Here is a 16,265-nt window from a genome sequence, read left to right on the forward strand (position 1 = left end):
GTTTACGCTGCCCCGGACGCTCTAGCGATTGAGCAGTTCCGACTGCTGCCCGCTCCAGGTGACAACCAGCTCGTCGCGCGCACGACTGGCCGCCACATACAACAGCGAACGTTCGCGCTGCTGCGCCTCGGCCTGTTCCTCCTCGGGAATTCCCCGCAGCTGCGCCTGCGACGGCACATGCTCACGATCGACCCCCGCGAGCACGACGCAACGAAACTCCATGCCCTTGGAACGGTGCATCGTGAGTACCTGCACGTGCTCGCCCCCGGCGGGCTCGGCATCGAGCACGGTGGCATCGACATCGCGCTCGACCAGCGCACGCACGATCAGGTTCCGTTCGCTCACGCCACGGGTGAGCACCGCGATGCTCGACGGCGGCACGTCGTCGGCGAGCCAGCCCTTGACCCGATCGGCAATCGTCTGCAACTCCTCCATCAGCGACCGGCATTCGATCAGCTCTGGGTTCGGACCGAGCCGAGCACTGGTGTATCCAGCGGTCGACTCCTGCCCTTCCTCCAGGTCGCGATAGTCGGCACCGGCGAGAATGCTCACCGCGAAATGCAGGTTCTGCGCGGTGGTTCGATAGTTGAGCGTGAGCTTGCTCGACCGGCCGCCGCGGATATTGATGCCGAGCCGGTTCAGCACCACCGGCTGGCCGTAGATGCGCTGATGCGAGTCCTCGGCGATGAACAGGTCGTTGGGTCCCTCGGCGACCAGTGCGCGCAGCAACGCCCAATGTGTCGCATGAAGGTCCTGCGCTTCGTCGACGATGACGTGGTCGGCCAATGTTTCACCGGTCGTCTGTGCGTGCCACTGCAAGTAGGCGGCGGCGACCGCGAGGATTTCGGGGAAGCTGATGCGTCCGCCGGCCCGCCCCTGTTTTCTGAACTGTTCGACGAGCTTCCACACCGCGGCGCGCTGCTGTCTGGTCAACCGCACACCGCGACCGGCTCGAGGAACTTTGAGGTATTCCTCGAGTATGGTGACCCGATTGCCGAGCACCACGCTGGTGTATTCGGTCGACAGGAAGCCCGCATGGAGCAGTCGAGGATCCAATGTGCTGCCCGCGACGACATCGGACCAGCCGACATCCGGATTGGTGCGCACTCCGATCCGAGTGGGCGTGCCAGGACCGAACACCGCGTCGAACGCGGCATCGAGGTCTTTGCGACGGCTGAGTATCGCTGACGCAAGACTATCGATGCCGGCTACATAGACGCCCGGATCGCCCGGCTTCGCCGCGATGGTGATGTTCGGATCGAGCGCGAGCAGGTCGTCCTGCATCGCCTTGGCCAGCGTCTTGTTGAAGGTGGTGACAACGATCCGGGCGCCGGGATTCCGGGCGGCGAGATGCCGCGCACGGTGCAGGGCGACCACCGTTTTCCCGGTACCGGCTCCGCCCGAGAGCCGGAACGCCCCGCGGTGATCTTTCTCGACGAACCGGCGCTGATTGGGATGCAAGAAGGTGCGCCAGGCTTTGAAATCGCCCTCTTCGATGACACGACGCAGCTCGTCGTTGTCGTCGACGAGGGTGAACTGCATCTTCGTCGCGGGATGCTCCAGGGCTGCGAGGATCTGCTCGTTCTCGTCGAGGGAGTGGTCTACCGGCTGCTCGGTGAAACCGAGTGCGTCGCGGATGTCGTCGATCGCCCGGCCGACGGCCAATTCGAGCACGGCGTTCTGCTGCCAGGCTACGTCGGTGGTCTGCGCGACCGCGAAGACCGCGTCCTGATCCGGGGCGGCCAGCACCTGGGCGGCGAGTTCGGCATCCAGGCCGAGGCGGTCGGTGAGTTCGGTGAGGGTGTAGCTGGCGTTGGCAAGGTATCCAGCCGTTGGTTCGGCCGCCAGCGCTGCCGCCAGCACCCCGCCCGGGTCGGGAATCACGGTCCGCTTCTTACGGTCGGCGTTGCCGTCGAGCTGGCCGACGATCCCCTCGAGAACGCCGTTGATCGGATTCACCCGCAGGGTGGACTTCTCGGCGAGCTTGTTTGCCACGTCGTGCTTCCACGTGCCGAGGTAGATGTAGGTCGCCTCACCGAACCGGTCGTCGATGCGGAACATGATGGCGCGGTAGTTGAGGTCGACCCGTCCGGTGCGTACCCGCGGGTCGACCGCGCCCTTCAACGGCTCGATGTGCAGGCCGGGTGCGGTGTCGTCCGCGCAGACCTTTTTGAAGTAGTCGTAGACCTTGGCCTTGATCGATCCGTCGAGCTTCGGCATCGACTTCGTGTTCTGAGCCAGCACAACATTGGCCATTACAGCGCCCCTTCGGTCAGCTGGTTGAACTCCTGAGCCGCACCGAAATCGGAGTCGTCGATGCCGATGAGCGCGTCGACGAATTCCTGCCCGATGGCCAGCGGCGCCGATGCTGCGAACGTCTGGTTGGTCAAGGTGACCGGCGGAGCGGTGAGCTGCTCGCGCGCGAGTAGCTGCTGAGCAGTCGCCTGAACCTTTTGCGCGACTTTGGATTGCCAGGCGGTGAGGGGCCTGGCGAATTCGATGGTGACGGTGATCAGCGATTCGGTGCCCGACTCACGCACGGTGATCTTGCTGCCGTTGCCGGTGACACCGGACTGCACTTCGACCGCCGACGCCGACCGCGTGCTCGGAGCAACCGGCCCTGACACTCCACGTGGCGGCACGACGGCTGGTGGCCCGGTGAGCGCATCGCCGGAGAGTTCATGAGCCTTTTGCGCGCGCAAGGACAGCGTGGCCGAAACAGCCGACGCAGTGAGCATCGCCCGGGCGGCGGTGACCCATCCGCGTGCGCCGAAATGGTCGATCGCGGGGAGGTACTTCTCGCTCATGGCAGGGGAGAGCTGCCCGACACGGTCACCGTCGATGCGCACCTCGACCACCCGTTTCGTCGAACGCGCGCTCGCCTGATCCACGGCGACCAGGCTGACGATGACAGGCCGTTCGCCACCATCGGTGTGGAAGCGGGTCAGGACATCGGTGTGCTCGCCGGTCCTGAGTACCTGTACCGCGCTGCCCTCGGGCAGCATTGTGTACGGCACGACCGGTGGGTCGTTGAGCGGAAACATCGTTTCCGGGCTCGCCACGTAGAGATGGACATCGGTGCTGAGCCGTCGTTGCTCGCGCCCGTGATCGTCCCACTCGGAGTACTCACGTGCCCATATCCGGCCCTGCGCGACGGGGATGTACCCGCGGTTCATCAACTCGAGCAACGGACGGTGGTAGCGGATGGCGTCCTCGCGCGGGAGGTAGCCGATCGTCTGGTTCGCGAAGCGAACCGCGACAGCGTTGCGGTCGTACGGGTTGTCCGGTTCCGGTACGAGCTCGACCGTGCGGCGGGTTTCGGTTCCGCGCGGATCGAAGTCGTCGCCGAGCATTCCGAGGAAATTCGGCAGATACGACTGGGTGCCGACGACGTCCTGCGCGGCCCAGCCACGACTGGTCGTCCACAGTGAGTAGGGCTGGCGAGGTGCCGCTGGGGGATTCATCTGTTGCTCCGGGTGTGCAGGTGGTATTCGACGATTCAGGTGTTCGCCAGCAGTTCCGAACGGCGTCCGTTCCATGTCACCACCAGCTGGTCGCGCGCGCGGCTAGCCGCCACATACAGCAGGGACCGCTCCCGTAGCTCGGCCTCGCCCCGTTCCTCTTCCGGTGCTTCGTTCAGCACAGATTTCGCGGGCACGTGCGCGTCGTCGACTCCGGCCAGGATCACCTTGGCGAACTCCATACCCTTGGACCGGTGCATGGTCAGCACCTGCACATGCCCAGGTCCGGCGGGGTTGTCGTCGAGCACCCGGGCTTCGATGCCGCGTTCCCCGAGGGCGCGCACGAACTGGCTCCGGTCGTTCTTTCCCCGGGTGAGCACAGCGATGTTCGAGGGCTCCTCGCCCCCGTCGAGCCACTGCCGAACCCGCCCGGCGACCTGCTCGAGCTCAGCTGCCAGCGAATCACAGGCCAGCAGCATCGGTTCGGGCCCGGTTCGAGCACTGCGATATCCGTGCGTGGACTCCACGGCCTCTTCGAGGTCGTGATACTCGCCGCCGGAGAGGATGTCGATGGCGAACCGCAAATTCTGTGCCGTCGTACGGTAATTCAACGTGAGCCGCCGTGAGCGGCCGACAATTTTCACCCCGAGCCGACCGAGCACCACCGGTTGCCCGAAGATCCGCTGATGGGAGTCCTCGGCGATGAAAAGGTCGTCCGGCCCCTCCGCGACAAGAGCGCGCAGCATCGCCCAGTGGGTGGCGTGCAGGTCTTGGGCTTCGTCGATGATGACGTGGTCGGCAATGAATTCACCTGCGGCGCTGCGCTGCCGCAGGTATTCGGCCGCCAACGCGAGCACTTCGGGAAAGCTGACGGTTCCATCCATCCGGCTGCGGCGGCGGAACGCCTCCATCAGTTTCCAGACGGCGATGCGCTGCGCACGGTTGAGCCGTACACCACGCCCGGCGCGCGCGACCTTCGCGTACTCGGCGACGGTGGTCACTTTGTTGGCGAGCACCACCGCGGTGTACTCGCTCTCCAGAAAACCGGGCGTTACCAGGCGTGAATCCAGATCTGTCTCAACAGTTCTGGTGATCTCGCGCCAGACCTTGCCGGTATCGGTGCGACGAGGCGGCAGCGACGTCGCGCTCCCGAGAACCGTCGCGGAGATCGGGGCGAGATCGCCTGCCCGCGCCAGTACATCGCTGGCCAGCTTGTCGACACCATCGATGTAGATGCCGACCTCGCCGGGCTTGCTCGCGATCCGCACGCCCGGATCCAGTGCCTCGAGATCGGCCTGTAGCTGGCGCGCGAGCGTCCGGTTGAAGGTGGTGAGGATGACGCGGGCATTCGGGTTGCGCCGCCAGAGATTGCGCGCGCGGTGCAACGCCACCACGGTCTTGCCGGTTCCCGCGCCGCCCGACAGCCGGAATGCGCCGTTGTACCGCTTTTCCGCGTACGCACGTTGTTCGGGATGCAGGAAGGTGCGCCATGCGGCGAAACTGCCGCCCTCGATCACGCGACGCAGTTCCTCGGTGTTGTCACCGATGTAGGCGAACCGGATCTTCGACGCCGGGTGCTCGAGCGCCTGCAGGATCTGCTCGTCCTCGCCGAGGGTCGGGTCGACCGGATTCTCCGTGAGTCGGAGCTTGGCGCGAATCTCGTCGATGCTTGTGCCACAGGCCAATTCGAGGACCGCGTCCCCCTGCCACCCATCGATCTCCGCGGCGATCTCGTTGATCACATGGTCGTCGGAAGCCGCAAGCACTCGTTCGGCGAGGTTCGCGTCCAAGCCGAGGTCGTCGGTGAGCTGGGTGGTGGTGAAGCCGACGTCGGCGAGGTACCCGGGCTTCACGGCCGGTTTCGGCTGCTGGGTCGGCGCAGGTTCTTCGGTGTCGGCGATGATGAGCTCGAGGACGCCGTTGACCGGGTTCACCTTCAGTCCCGCCCGGGGTGCGAGCTCGGCGGCGGTAGCGTCCGGCCACGCACCCATGTAGACGTAGGATCCCTCCCCACCCGCGGGCGCTACGTAGAACAGAATCGCACTGTGCCCCAGGCCGATTCGTCCGAGCCGCACGCGCTCGTCCGTGGCTCCGGGAACTTCCTCGATGAGCGTGGACGCGGCAGGTTCGTCGTCCTGCACGCTGTAGAGGAAATCGTGCGCGCGCCGTTTGATCGCACCTTCGAGCTCGTCCGCGGACCCGCTGGTCTTGGTCATGATGACGTGCGCCATCACATCACCCCGTTCGTTTGCAGTGCTCGGACGAGTTCCGCCGGATCGGCTGGGCAGATCGTCCAGCCTTGTTCGGTCATCGTATTGGCCGCCTCGGGCTCCGCGAGGAGAACTCCGAGGCGGACGTCGGGCCAGCCCATGTCGATCACGTCACCACGGTCGGTCTCCACACCGAGCACCGGCACCGGGACGCCTGCCGCGGCCAGAGCGAGGACGAGTTCGCGTTCGGCATCGGAAACGGTGTCGTCGTAGAGCACCTGCCAGTCGGGCGTGAGCTCGGCGCTGCCTGCGTCCGGTCCCCGCTCCGGGACGGTGGAGTTCGCCTGGAGCAGGGTTCGGGTGGTGATCACGTGGTCGGCAAGTCCGAACCAGTTGGCCAAGCGCAACCACTCTTTCCACGCGCGACCGCCGTCGAGTTCGAGCTTCTCGTCCCGGTCATCGAGCGCGAGCACCGCGTCCAGCGTCTTCATGCCCTTGTTCGTGGCGGCGGTGATGGTCAACGGGCCGTCGCTGTAGGACCAGCAGTTGTACTCGCCGTCCGCCGGAGTCGAAGCGGTCCCGTCGATGAGGTCGAGCGCCCAGCTCGCGATGGCGTCGGCGTCGCCCTGGTGGCGGCCGTTGAGGAGGAACATCAGCGGAAGCCATCGCCCCACTGCTTCCCATGGCTCGCGTTCAGGCTCGAGCATGTACTCGATCAGCTGGGTGATCGGGTCGGCATGCAGCAACTTGAACAGTTTCGGCTTCAAGTTGCCGTGTTTGCGGGTCGGGCCTTCCAGCTTTTCGGTGAACCAGGTCGGCTTTTCCGTCCGCGCGGCTCGAAAGCGCTCGAGATCATCGTGGGAGAACGACCAGACCACCACGCCGCCGGAGCGCAGGATCTCACGTTTGTGGGCGTCGTCGGCCACTCGGTTGTGCTCGGGTGTCGCGTGGTAGCGGCGACCGTCGGCGAATACGGCGATGAGCGGGATATCGGGATCGCTGGTGCGCAGCTGGAAGTCGGGTTGGCTGTTGCCCATCAGCACTTGTGGCTCGAGCTGCCAGGTCCGGATCTTGGTGCCGGGCAGTTTGATCGTTGCGGTCGGGCCGTAGGTGCCCGGTTTTTCGGTGACCGTGGCGCCCATGGTGGTGAGTCGCTCGGTGAACGCGCGGTAGAACTCGCGTTCCAACGGCGACTCGGCGCTGCCTTTCGGTACCGGGGTTTCTTCGGTGACCGAGTCCAGCCAGCTTTTCGCGTCCGGTTCGCCGTCGCGGCATGCGAGCAGATCATCGAGCACCTTGGCTGCCGTGATCCGGGAAACCTTGTCGAGTTCCCGTGGCGGTGCGAACGGCAGCAGGCATTTGTGGCAGGCGAGCCGGTCGGTGCAGTCGCAGTTCTTGACCACTGTGCGTGCCGCCGCAAGTACCTCCCACACTTGACGTGGGTTGGCGAAGTCGGCCAGATAGCCGGTGCCACCGGGCACGGTGTCGTGGATGAGCAGGGCCCGCTGGTTCGGGTTGTGGAGGGCGTCGGTGATCGCGGCGACATCGAGATGTTCCGGGGAGCCACCGATCACCTGTCGCAGGCCGAGCAGGATCGCAGCGCTGAGGCTCGGATGGGCGAACGAGTCGTATTCGAGCCAGCTCGGCAGGTGCAGCAGCACAGCCTGGGTGCGTAGTGTCCGAGCCAGCGCGATCTCGCGAACGTGCTTCTCGTCATCGGCTTTGCGATACCGGCACCAGCTGCGGTGCTCATGTGGCTCGTTCCTGCCCGCTACCTTGTCGAGCTGCCCGCAACCGGAACACACGCGGAACAGCGAACCTGTGGTCGTGTTGCCCGCAATGGTTCGCTTGCCGCCCTGCGAGTTTCGCCTGCCCATGTTCAGCCAGCGAATGTCCATGCGCCGCAAGTACTCCGCGCCGAAGTCCTGCTCGGCGACGAACCACCGTTTGGTGACGTTGTCGGGGTCGATATCGGCTGCGGCCAGGACCGTGAACGATTCCTTGCGCCGTTCGTCACGGATGTCGTTGATCGCCGCCTCGTCGCGTCGCACCTCGGCGGACACCTTGGCCATCTCTACCACTTGAAGCTGTTGGCTGACGTCCGCGATTGCGCTGGTGTGGCATCGAGGGCACTGATTCGGTGGGGGTGTCGGGTCTGCGGTGTGGGTGATGCCTGCCCAGCCGCAGGACGGGCACAGCCGCCAGATCTGAATCGCGGATTCGCCCGCGCCGAGATCGATCGCGTCGATTTCCACGGCCAGCCCCTGCGCGTAGAAGGTCGCGCCAGGAGCCAGCTCGGTGAGTGCGACCCGAGAGCCGCGCTGGTAACTCGCTGTGTCCTCGGCGTATTGATTGGTGTCGGGATCGATCCAGGTGATGCCGACATCCAGCAGCACCGCGTCGTCGAGCAGCGTGTAGTTGGGCAGCACGCCATAGCGTTCGAGAACGCCGACCCAATGTTCGGTTGTCAGCGCGCTGATCGACTTCGACAACAGACGCAACGTGCCTCGGGCCGTGCGCAAATCACGCTTGTCGTCGTCGGTGGCGGCAGGGGAGTTGGCACGCTGTTCGAAGTCGGGAATGGCCGCGTCCACTGCCGTTCGCCGGTGCCGCAACTCGTTCACATCTCGATTCCAGCGATGCACGGCGTCGCGCAGCAATGCACCGAGTCCGCTGTGCTCGCCGAGCCCGGGCGGGGTCGCCCAGTCGCGGAGGTTCGCTGCGGTTTCCGTCCGGAGCAGATCGCCGAACTGCCCGAGGAATTCGTCGACCAACAGGTCGGCGTCGTCGTCAGCGGTCTCGATGAGGGTGCCCATCCAGGTACCGGAGTCGAAACTCGACAGCACGTTGGTCGCGTTGCCGGGATCTTCGGCTCCCGCACGCCGCGCGAGCCGGTCGATGATGTGCGCGATGTACTGGCGCTGCAGGATTTCCTCCGCGGTGAGGAAGGTTGCCGGGGGACGCACCTCCCCTTGGATCACCGACGTCGGGTCACCGAGTTTCGGCAGGTGCTCGCCGCGTCCGCGGACGAAGGCGAGCGCGAGTGAGTTACCCGTGAGGCGTCCTGCGCGGCCGACTCGCTGGAGATACGACGACACCGTTCGCGGCATGGAGCCCAGCATCACCGTCGACAGGTCGCCGATGTCGATACCCATCTCCAAAGTCGGCGTCGCGACCAGCACGTTCGGTGCGGTGGGATCGCTGGCCGTGGCCTTGAATTTGTTCTCGTACTCGAGCCGTGTCGCGGTGGGAAGCAAGGAGGTGTGTTCACGCGCGACCACCCGCTTCATCTCCGAGTTGTCGTAGAGGTCGCGGTAGAAGTTGTTGTGTTTGGCGGCCCGTGCCAGCCTGCCCGGGCATCGGGTCAACAGGCAGGGAGCACCGTCGAGCTGGTCGACGACGGCCGCGCTGCCCGGCGTGGGCGTCTGGCAGACATCGCAGACGAGCAGGTACCGCATTCCGGTGAGCCCGGCCGGGTCGGGGATACCCACCAGGACCGAGTCGTGCGTCAAAAGATAAGCAGTCAGCGACTTCTCGGTGTTCTCGGTGATCACCACGCGTTCTTCGGCGAACACTTCGAACAGCGCGCGTGCCAGTGATCCACCCTCGATGGGCGAGACGTTCAGGCAGCGCGAAGCCCAGCGGGCGTACCACGAGGCGGAGACGGTGATCGGGTCGAAGCCGTCAGGGATGGTCCGGCCGCCGAGCGCCGGGAAGGCCGGTGCGGGGCGTCCCTTGGGGAAGGCGGGCATGCCCTGGCCTTTGGGGCGGCCACCCCACACCCAGCGTCGGTTCGCGTCGCGTTGAACGTATTTCGTCAACCAATCGTGGGCGATCGCGCCACGGGTGCGCATGCGTTCGGCGACACCACGAACCCACTGGGTCACCGCGGCCTCGTCGGGCTCGGAAAAGGCGAGCTGATGTTCTGTTCGCTTCAGCGCGTCGGCGCCCAGCTGCGCAACGCGCCGGGGAGAACCGAGATCCACCTCCGACACCACACTGCCGGTGAGCTCGAGCGTACGACCGAGGCGAGACTGCAGGCCGAACTCGAGGTCGATATCGAATTGCAGGCGCCGGGCAACAGTCCTGGCCGCCTTCCGTCGAGCCTGGGCGGTGCTGTCGGGGTCCCAGAACGTAGCGAACTCGTCACGCTCGACGATGTCGGGCGCGAGGAGGTGATAGCGCCGTCGCGCGTCCTCACCTGCCCGGTCGAGTACCGCATCGCAGAGCTCGGCGAGGGTGAGCATCTGCTCGCCACTCACCTTGTCGCCCAGGGCATTCCGCAGGGTCGAGCGGAGGCTGAGGGTGTGCGACCTGGCCTGGACGAAACCGGCACGGTGGGCGGCGTCTTGGACGCTGTCGGTGAAGACGAGGGCCTTCTTTTCGCCGTCGGCCAGTTTCGCGTCACCGAACAGGTTCGACAGCGCCACCGACAACTGGGTGGCGATCGCGCTGCCGAGGAAGCGGATGCCGTCGTCGGCACCACACGCCGGGCACACGTCCCTACGCGAATTCTCGTCCGCCTCAGGGCCGCTCAGGAACAAGACAGGCAGCACCCGCCCGTCGAGTACCTCATCGCTGTCGGCATCGGGTCGTTCGTCGACGATCTCCCGGTCGTCGACGCGGAACCAGCGCAATCCCTCGACCAGAGTGTCGATTTCGGCCTCGGCGGGCGCGGAGATCAGCGCTCGGAACCGTGGACCACCGGTCGCGTGGTAGCTGCGCACGTCTTCGTCACCGGCATCCAAGGTGTGGCCGGTCGGTCCCAGCCGAACACCCCAGCCCGACCGACCGCAATGCCGGCAGTAGAGCGAGGGATAGTAGTCGACGGTGGTTCCGTCGAGTTTTCCGTCGTCCGGCCAGCGGAACTGCGGGGTCACCGCGGCCGCACGATCGATCCGGGACAGCTCCCGAAGCCACAGGTGCACATCGACATTCAGTGCCGACCGGCCGACCTCGGCGCGCACGTGCGAGAGCGCTGCGAGCAGGTAGCCGACGTAGCGCTCGCGGTTCGCGAGGCCACGGGTGAGGTCGCGTTCGCCGGTCTGGGCGGGCAGAACGGTGGCGGCCAATTTCGCGGTCGAGATGGCGTCGACCGCATTACGCAGGACCCGCGCGAAGGTTCCGTGCCGTTTGATCAGATCGAGCATCTCGGATTCGTCGAGCTTGTGCAGGCTCGCGGTGATCCGCTCGTGGGTGTCGTCGATGTCGGAGGTGTGCCGGAACAGCGTGGCGAGTACCGCCGCAGTGAGTCGCTTGTTCGTCACGGTTTGTGCTGTGGTGCGGTCGAGTTCGGCAAGGGCCTGATCGATCACCGGCTCGACTGGTGAGAATGTGCGATCCAGGTCGCGACGGCGCTGCGCGAGCCAGTCCTCGGTATCGAGCCGCGTTTCGCCGATCAGGGTCTCGGGTGTGAACGTCTCACCGAAAACGGTTTTCGCGAAGTCGAGCATCGACGTCGGCGATCCTTTGGACCCCAATGTCGCGGAGGTGGCAACCGGCGTGATCTTCCCGAGGGGCCGCGCCCGATCTGCTTCTGTGACAGGGGAACCGGCGTTCCAGTGTGATTTGACGGTCAGACCGAGCCGTCGCAGCAGCATCGCCACATCCGTGCCCTGCGCACCGTCGTAGGTGTGGAACTCGTCGAGCACCACGTACTGCAGCGAGTCCGCCGACTGCCGCCACATCGCCGCCCGGTCCGGCCGCAGCAGCATGTGGTCGAGCATCTTGTAGTTGGTGAGCAAGATGTCGGGCGGCGAATCGTGCATCAGCCGGCGATCGGTGATCAGCCCCGCCTCCGACACCATCGTGCGGCCGCCGGAGGATTGCTCACCGGTGTAGAGACCGGCCGTAATACCGGACAACTCCGAATGCTCGGTGATCATCTTCGCCAGTCGTTGCTCCTGGTCGTTGGCCAGGGCATTCATCGGATAGATGATCAAAGCCTTCATCCCGACCACGCCTGCCTTCTTGGCCCGCAGCACGTGGTCGAGGATGGGAATGAGGAACGACTCGGTCTTACCGGACCCGGTGCCCGTGGTGACCAGAGTGGGCAGGGGTCGGCGTTGAAACTTCGTCGACAGCCGTTCGAACGCGGCGGCCTGATGACCGTATGGTTCGAAATACTTCGGCCACCAGTCCAGGTGCATGCCCCAGTTGCCGCGCGCCGGGGCGAAAGGCAGCCGCAAGCGCACATACGGACCCTTGAAAAGTCCGTCCGCGGGATCACCGATGAAGTCGGTCAGCGCACCCTGGGTATCCGGATCGGTCAGCGCGAAGGTGGTGGTCAGGTAGTCGGTCAACCCTTCCCTCAGCCGTTCGGCCTGCAGTGTCGGAAGCAGCGCCCCCACGTGTGTGCTCCTCATCGTGCGTGACCGGCATGCGGTTCGGTCGGGTGTCGACCTGTGTTCATCTGGAACTATCGGGTTCGGATGCTAGTTGATTACGGGATTCGGGATTTCTCGATCGCGGTCGGCCGGCTCGCTGACTGCGGATGATGATCTCGAACACCCGTTGCCGGTAAACGTACACCAACTATTTGTTGGTTGACAATGTTTTCCCTTCGGCTTACGGTTTCGTCGTATCTGCACCGCGGGTCTCCGGATCGGAGCCTGTGCGCCTCGAAGGGATCTGCCGAATGTCGTTCGACCACTACGATTTCGCCCCACCCCCACCGGCAGTCTTCGGTCAGCGACAGCTCATCGAATCGTACTTGGACGCAATCCTCGACTTACGCCGCAAGAACCTCCCCGGCAAGGATGATCGCCGCGCTCATTTCGAAGGACTGCAGCGGTTGTTCGAGGTGGACCTTCCAGCGGAGCGGCCGGGCATGGAGAGCCGAAATATGCTGCGCTACATGCTGTTCAGGGCGGTCGACTCCGTCCATTCGATCACCACACCGTGGAGCGGGATCCTCGAGGGCGGACTCATCATCCGACATCCCCATCCCGATCCGCTATCTCCCTGACTGACAGCGGGTTTCGTGGTCGCGGCCTCAGTGTCCGAAGGCCGGCCCGGGGCGTGGGATCGGAAGACTCCATTGGTCAGGAAGTCGTGGCAGCCGTGGTCCAGGCAAGGAACTGATCCGCAGTGAAAATCGGTTTGCCGAATTCGGTGGCCTTGCGGCCTTTGCCGGACGTTGTCCCGGCTTCGGCCGCGATCAGCGCGTCGCATCGCTTCTTCGTCACGCTCGGCACCGGGACGAGACCGCACCTGGCCGCCAGTTGTTCCATGTCGGTGCGACTCCACTGGGTACCGGCGTCATCGATCACCGAACCGGTGAAGCAGATTCGCGCGCCGGCCGTGAGGATGTCGGCTATCGACACGCTGTGACGGCGGGATTCGTCGCCGAGAATGGGGTGACCGAGAGCCTGACCGAGGTCGGCCAGTCGAGCGTATGTCTGCTCGTCGAGCTGAATGCGGGGAAGGTTGTGGCGGAGCAATTCGGCGAGCGCAGCTTCAGGCGTCGACGCGGCGGGCGTCATGCCACCCGGCTGGAAGCAGTCGGGCGTTCCTCCCCGTTCGAGCGTGTACCCGAATCCATCGTTCGGGGTGGTGAAAACCTCGCCCTCGGTGCGAATCGCTGACGCTACGCGAGTGACGAGCGCTCGTGTGGCCCGTGCACGGGCGACTGCGCTCGGAGCTTGGAGGCCGGCGATCTCGGACTCCGACAAGTCGGCCACATCGAGAGATATGCCCAGCGGCATCGGCACAACCACGCCCAGGCGCTTGAGCTCGTAGTCGAGGTTGCGTAACTGATTGTCGATGTCGAGTCCGACCGGGCATCGGCCGGACAGATCCGGAGCCAGTGCTGCCCAGGCTTGGTCGAGGGTGGGTGCCAGTGCGACGTCGCCGGCGGTGATTCCATATGTGAGGCGGGCGTCACCGAGGTCGCGGAGGGGATTGACCAGGGTGCTGAGTTCGATTCCGTCGTCCGTGACCAACGCGATCTCGATCGGGCGCGGCCGCCACATCCGCCCTTCGTCGCCGACAGTGCAGATCCCTAGATAGACATTTCCGCGTGAAGTGGACGTCGTGCGGCTGGCGGCGAGGAAACGGCGGATGCGGATATCGGTTTTCAAATCCTTGGGCAGGACATCGCGTTTGAGGACCAGCCCCTCCATCGACGTGCACCGGCTGAGTGCGACATAGAGCTGACCATCGGCGAAGGTGCCGCCGCTGAGATCGACGACGAGCCGGTCCAGGGTTTGTCCTTGGCTCTTGTGGATCGTGATCGACCAGGCCAGCTGGAACGGCAGCTGCCTATATGTGCCGACGACCTGATGCCGGAGGGCGCCGTCGACGACTTCTGGTCGCGTGATCTCCCACAGGTGCGGTCGTGTATCGACCCGACTGCCGTCGGGCAGGTCGATGGTCACGACCGGGGAGCCGTGCTCGGTGCGATAACCGGTGATCCGCCCGATGGTCCCGTTCACCCAGCGATCGGCTGGATCATTGGTCAGCAGCATGATCTGAGCGCCGACCTTGTAGGTGATCACCTCCGCGGCGGGTCGGTCGAAGCCGTCGATGTCGCCGGATGTGGTGGCGCGATGGGTGAGTTCTCGACCGGGAACACGTGCGAGCATCGCCCGGTTGCGCGTCTCGGCGATCCGGTTGGTCGTGGCCAGAGTCAGCCAGTATTCGTCCACCGGCGGTTCGAAGTCCGGATTGGTTCGATTGTTCAGCTCTGCTCGAGCAGTTCCCGACAGGGCGCCGTCTCGGACCTCGTTGAGGATTTCGACCAAACGGGTGTCCCCGACCTGCCGGAAGACGGTTCTCAGTTCGACGACTGGGAACTGCTCGTGAACGTAGTGGTCGGCTGAGAAGAAGTACGGCGAGGTGTAGCGCTGCGTGAAGTAGTCCTTCTCGCCTTCGCTGACCACAGGCGAAAGCTGGAACAGATCGCCTACCAACACCAATTGCACACCGCCGAAGGGCCTGCCCCGCTTGGGCCCGAATCGTTCGAGCGCAACGGCGAGGCAGTCGAACAGGTCGGCCCGGATCATTGATGCTTCGTCGAGAATCAGCGTGTCGAGTCTGGCCAGGGTTTTCGCGAAGCGGCCAGGGAAGTAGTCGCTCGAACGGACATCGTCGACGGTTGTGCCCGCCCAGAACGAGAACAACCGGTGGATGGTGTAGCCACCGACATTGAGCGCGGCGATTCCCGTTGGTGCCGCGACCACGACATTACGGTTCGTCGTAGCGAGGAACGCGCGGATCAGCGTCGATTTGCCGGTGCCCGCACGGCCGGTGAGGAACAGGTTTTCCCCACTTTCCAAGCGGTGAAGTCCTTCGGCGAACTCCGGCGTGATGGTGAGCGACGCCACGGTCGGCTGACTACTCATGGCACGGTCTCGGGTTTCACTCGCTCGGCGAAGTCCGCGGGAAAGTCGGCGATAGTCGGGCTGTTCAGGTCCGCCGGCATGATCCATGGTGTTTCCCGGCTTTTCGGAGAAGTCGTTCGGCGCACACGCTGCTCCTCGGTGAACAGCCAAGCCGACCACACTGCGCCGATGTAATCGGCGACCCACAGCGCGCGATAGTGCGGTTCGTCGCGCTCAGGTGTACCGATCTCGGGCACCGGGAGGAAACTGGGAACGACCAGTTTGGTGCGTTTGCGTCGAGAATAGTCCGTGATCGCCGCGCAGATCCGCTCCTGCTGGTCAGCGGTCTGTCGGATCAGATCGTCGAACGCTTCGATCCGGAGCGCGTGCGAGAATGCCAGCGGTGGGTCGGTACCTTCAGTGAGAACCACTGCACGACCCCACGTGAGTGAGCGGACCTTCTTGTCGTGGTCGGGGTCATCGTGCGGAATGATGACAGCGTTGGTATTGCGCACGAAATCGTCGGTAGTGCGATCGGTCAGCCATATCGCGGTGAACTCGTACGGCGGATGCCGATCGACTACGGCGAAACCCAACATCATTCTCCTTGCTACAGCTCTCGGGTCAATCGTTGACGGTGTCGGGCCAGCGTGTGATCCGGGCCGGACCGGGGCCGGCGTTCGTATCCGTAAACCGTTGGAGTGCAACGAGATACACACCGGGCATCCGGCCGGAGCGGGATGTCAGAATCCGTGCGCCCACCAGAAAACCGCCGTGTACCGGCGCATCTACCGCGAAGCCTGTCACCGTGTACACGCCGTAGGCAGGTTCCTGGAAATACCCGACCACCGGATCCCCGTGGGTCAGCTCGGCCAATGCGGACGCCAATCCTGTAGGTGGATCAGCGACGTCTGAGGCGTCGGCGATCAGCTCCAGCAGATCCGGCACCGGGTTGAGCGTCGACGAGGCCGTATCGAGGGCATGGCCACCGATCAGCAGGCCGCCGTTCGCGCCGGAACGAACCACCGCGCCGTGCACGCTGAAAGTCCCGTAGAGCTCGGACCGGAACGTCGCGGCGGCAGGCTTGCCGGGAGTCAGCGCCGACATGGCGGTCTTCAGCATCTGAAGGTTCCTGCGGCGTGGAGGAAGGGGCAACGATGGCGAGTTCAAGTGATGTGGCTTTCTTCATTCGGAAGCGGCGAGGTGTGGACCGAGTGAACGGCGTAGCGACGACAAGCGGGATCGTCTCGAACTGACAGCGAATCGGAGCT

The 16,265-nt window shown here is 64.8% G+C and carries 8 protein-coding genes; 1 reads left to right on the forward strand and 7 read right to left on the reverse strand.

Translation table 11 applies throughout. From position 1 onward, the window contains the following. Positions 1-21: 21 nt before the first annotated feature. The 4 genes from LDL21_RS26085 to LDL21_RS26100 are packed head-to-tail and all read right to left on the reverse strand — an operon-like array spanning position 22 to position 12,021. Positions 22-2,256 (reverse strand): 3'-5' exonuclease, encoded by a 2,235-nt coding sequence (locus LDL21_RS26085; RefSeq protein WP_225282141.1) that lies wholly within the window; start codon positions 2,254-2,256, stop codon positions 22-24. Further along, on the reverse strand, positions 2,256-3,464 hold the full coding sequence (locus LDL21_RS26090) for an HIRAN domain-containing protein (RefSeq protein WP_225282142.1): 1,209 nt from the start codon (positions 3,462-3,464) through the stop codon (positions 2,256-2,258). The genes LDL21_RS26085 and LDL21_RS26090 overlap by 1 nt, the downstream gene beginning before the upstream one ends. 35 nt (positions 3,465-3,499) lie before the next feature. Next, positions 3,500-5,692 carry a 3'-5' exonuclease gene (locus LDL21_RS26095; protein ID WP_225282143.1) on the reverse strand — a complete coding sequence of 731 codons (2,193 nt, stop codon included), beginning with the start codon at positions 5,690-5,692 and terminating at the stop codon, positions 3,500-3,502. Beyond that, positions 5,692-12,021 carry a DEAD/DEAH box helicase gene (locus LDL21_RS26100; protein WP_225282144.1) on the reverse strand — a complete coding sequence of 2,110 codons (6,330 nt, stop codon included), beginning with the start codon at positions 12,019-12,021 and terminating at the stop codon, positions 5,692-5,694. The genes LDL21_RS26095 and LDL21_RS26100 overlap by 1 nt, the downstream gene beginning before the upstream one ends. 287 nt (positions 12,022-12,308) lie before the next feature. On the opposite strand from LDL21_RS26100, the gene LDL21_RS26105 reads away from it, so the two are divergent. Next, complete coding sequence (locus LDL21_RS26105; protein ID WP_225282145.1) at positions 12,309-12,638, forward strand: hypothetical protein; 330 nt, start codon at positions 12,309-12,311, stop codon at positions 12,636-12,638. A 76-nt stretch (positions 12,639-12,714) separates the two neighbouring features. Here the strand turns inward: LDL21_RS26105 and LDL21_RS26110 are convergent, their stop codons facing one another. Genes LDL21_RS26110 through LDL21_RS26120 form a run of 3 tightly spaced genes read right to left on the reverse strand, consistent with a single transcriptional unit; the run spans position 12,715 to position 16,116 of the window. Further along, positions 12,715-15,015, reverse strand: coding sequence for an AAA family ATPase (locus LDL21_RS26110; protein WP_225282146.1), 2,301 nt, complete (start codon positions 15,013-15,015; stop codon positions 12,715-12,717). Further along, positions 15,012-15,593, reverse strand: a complete 582-nt coding sequence (locus LDL21_RS26115; RefSeq protein WP_225282147.1) for a hypothetical protein — start codon at positions 15,591-15,593, stop codon at positions 15,012-15,014. Before LDL21_RS26115 ends, LDL21_RS26110 begins: the two co-directional genes overlap by 4 nt. A gap of 25 nt (positions 15,594-15,618) precedes the next feature. Further along, entirely contained in the window at positions 15,619-16,116 is a 498-nt protein-coding gene (locus LDL21_RS26120; protein ID WP_225282148.1) for a hypothetical protein, read from the reverse strand. Between the last annotated feature and the right edge of the window lie 149 nt (positions 16,117-16,265).

Origin of the sequence: Nocardia rosealba (assembly GCF_020216065.1) — a bacterium.
Lineage (GTDB): Bacteria > Actinomycetota > Actinomycetes > Mycobacteriales > Mycobacteriaceae > Nocardia > Nocardia rosealba.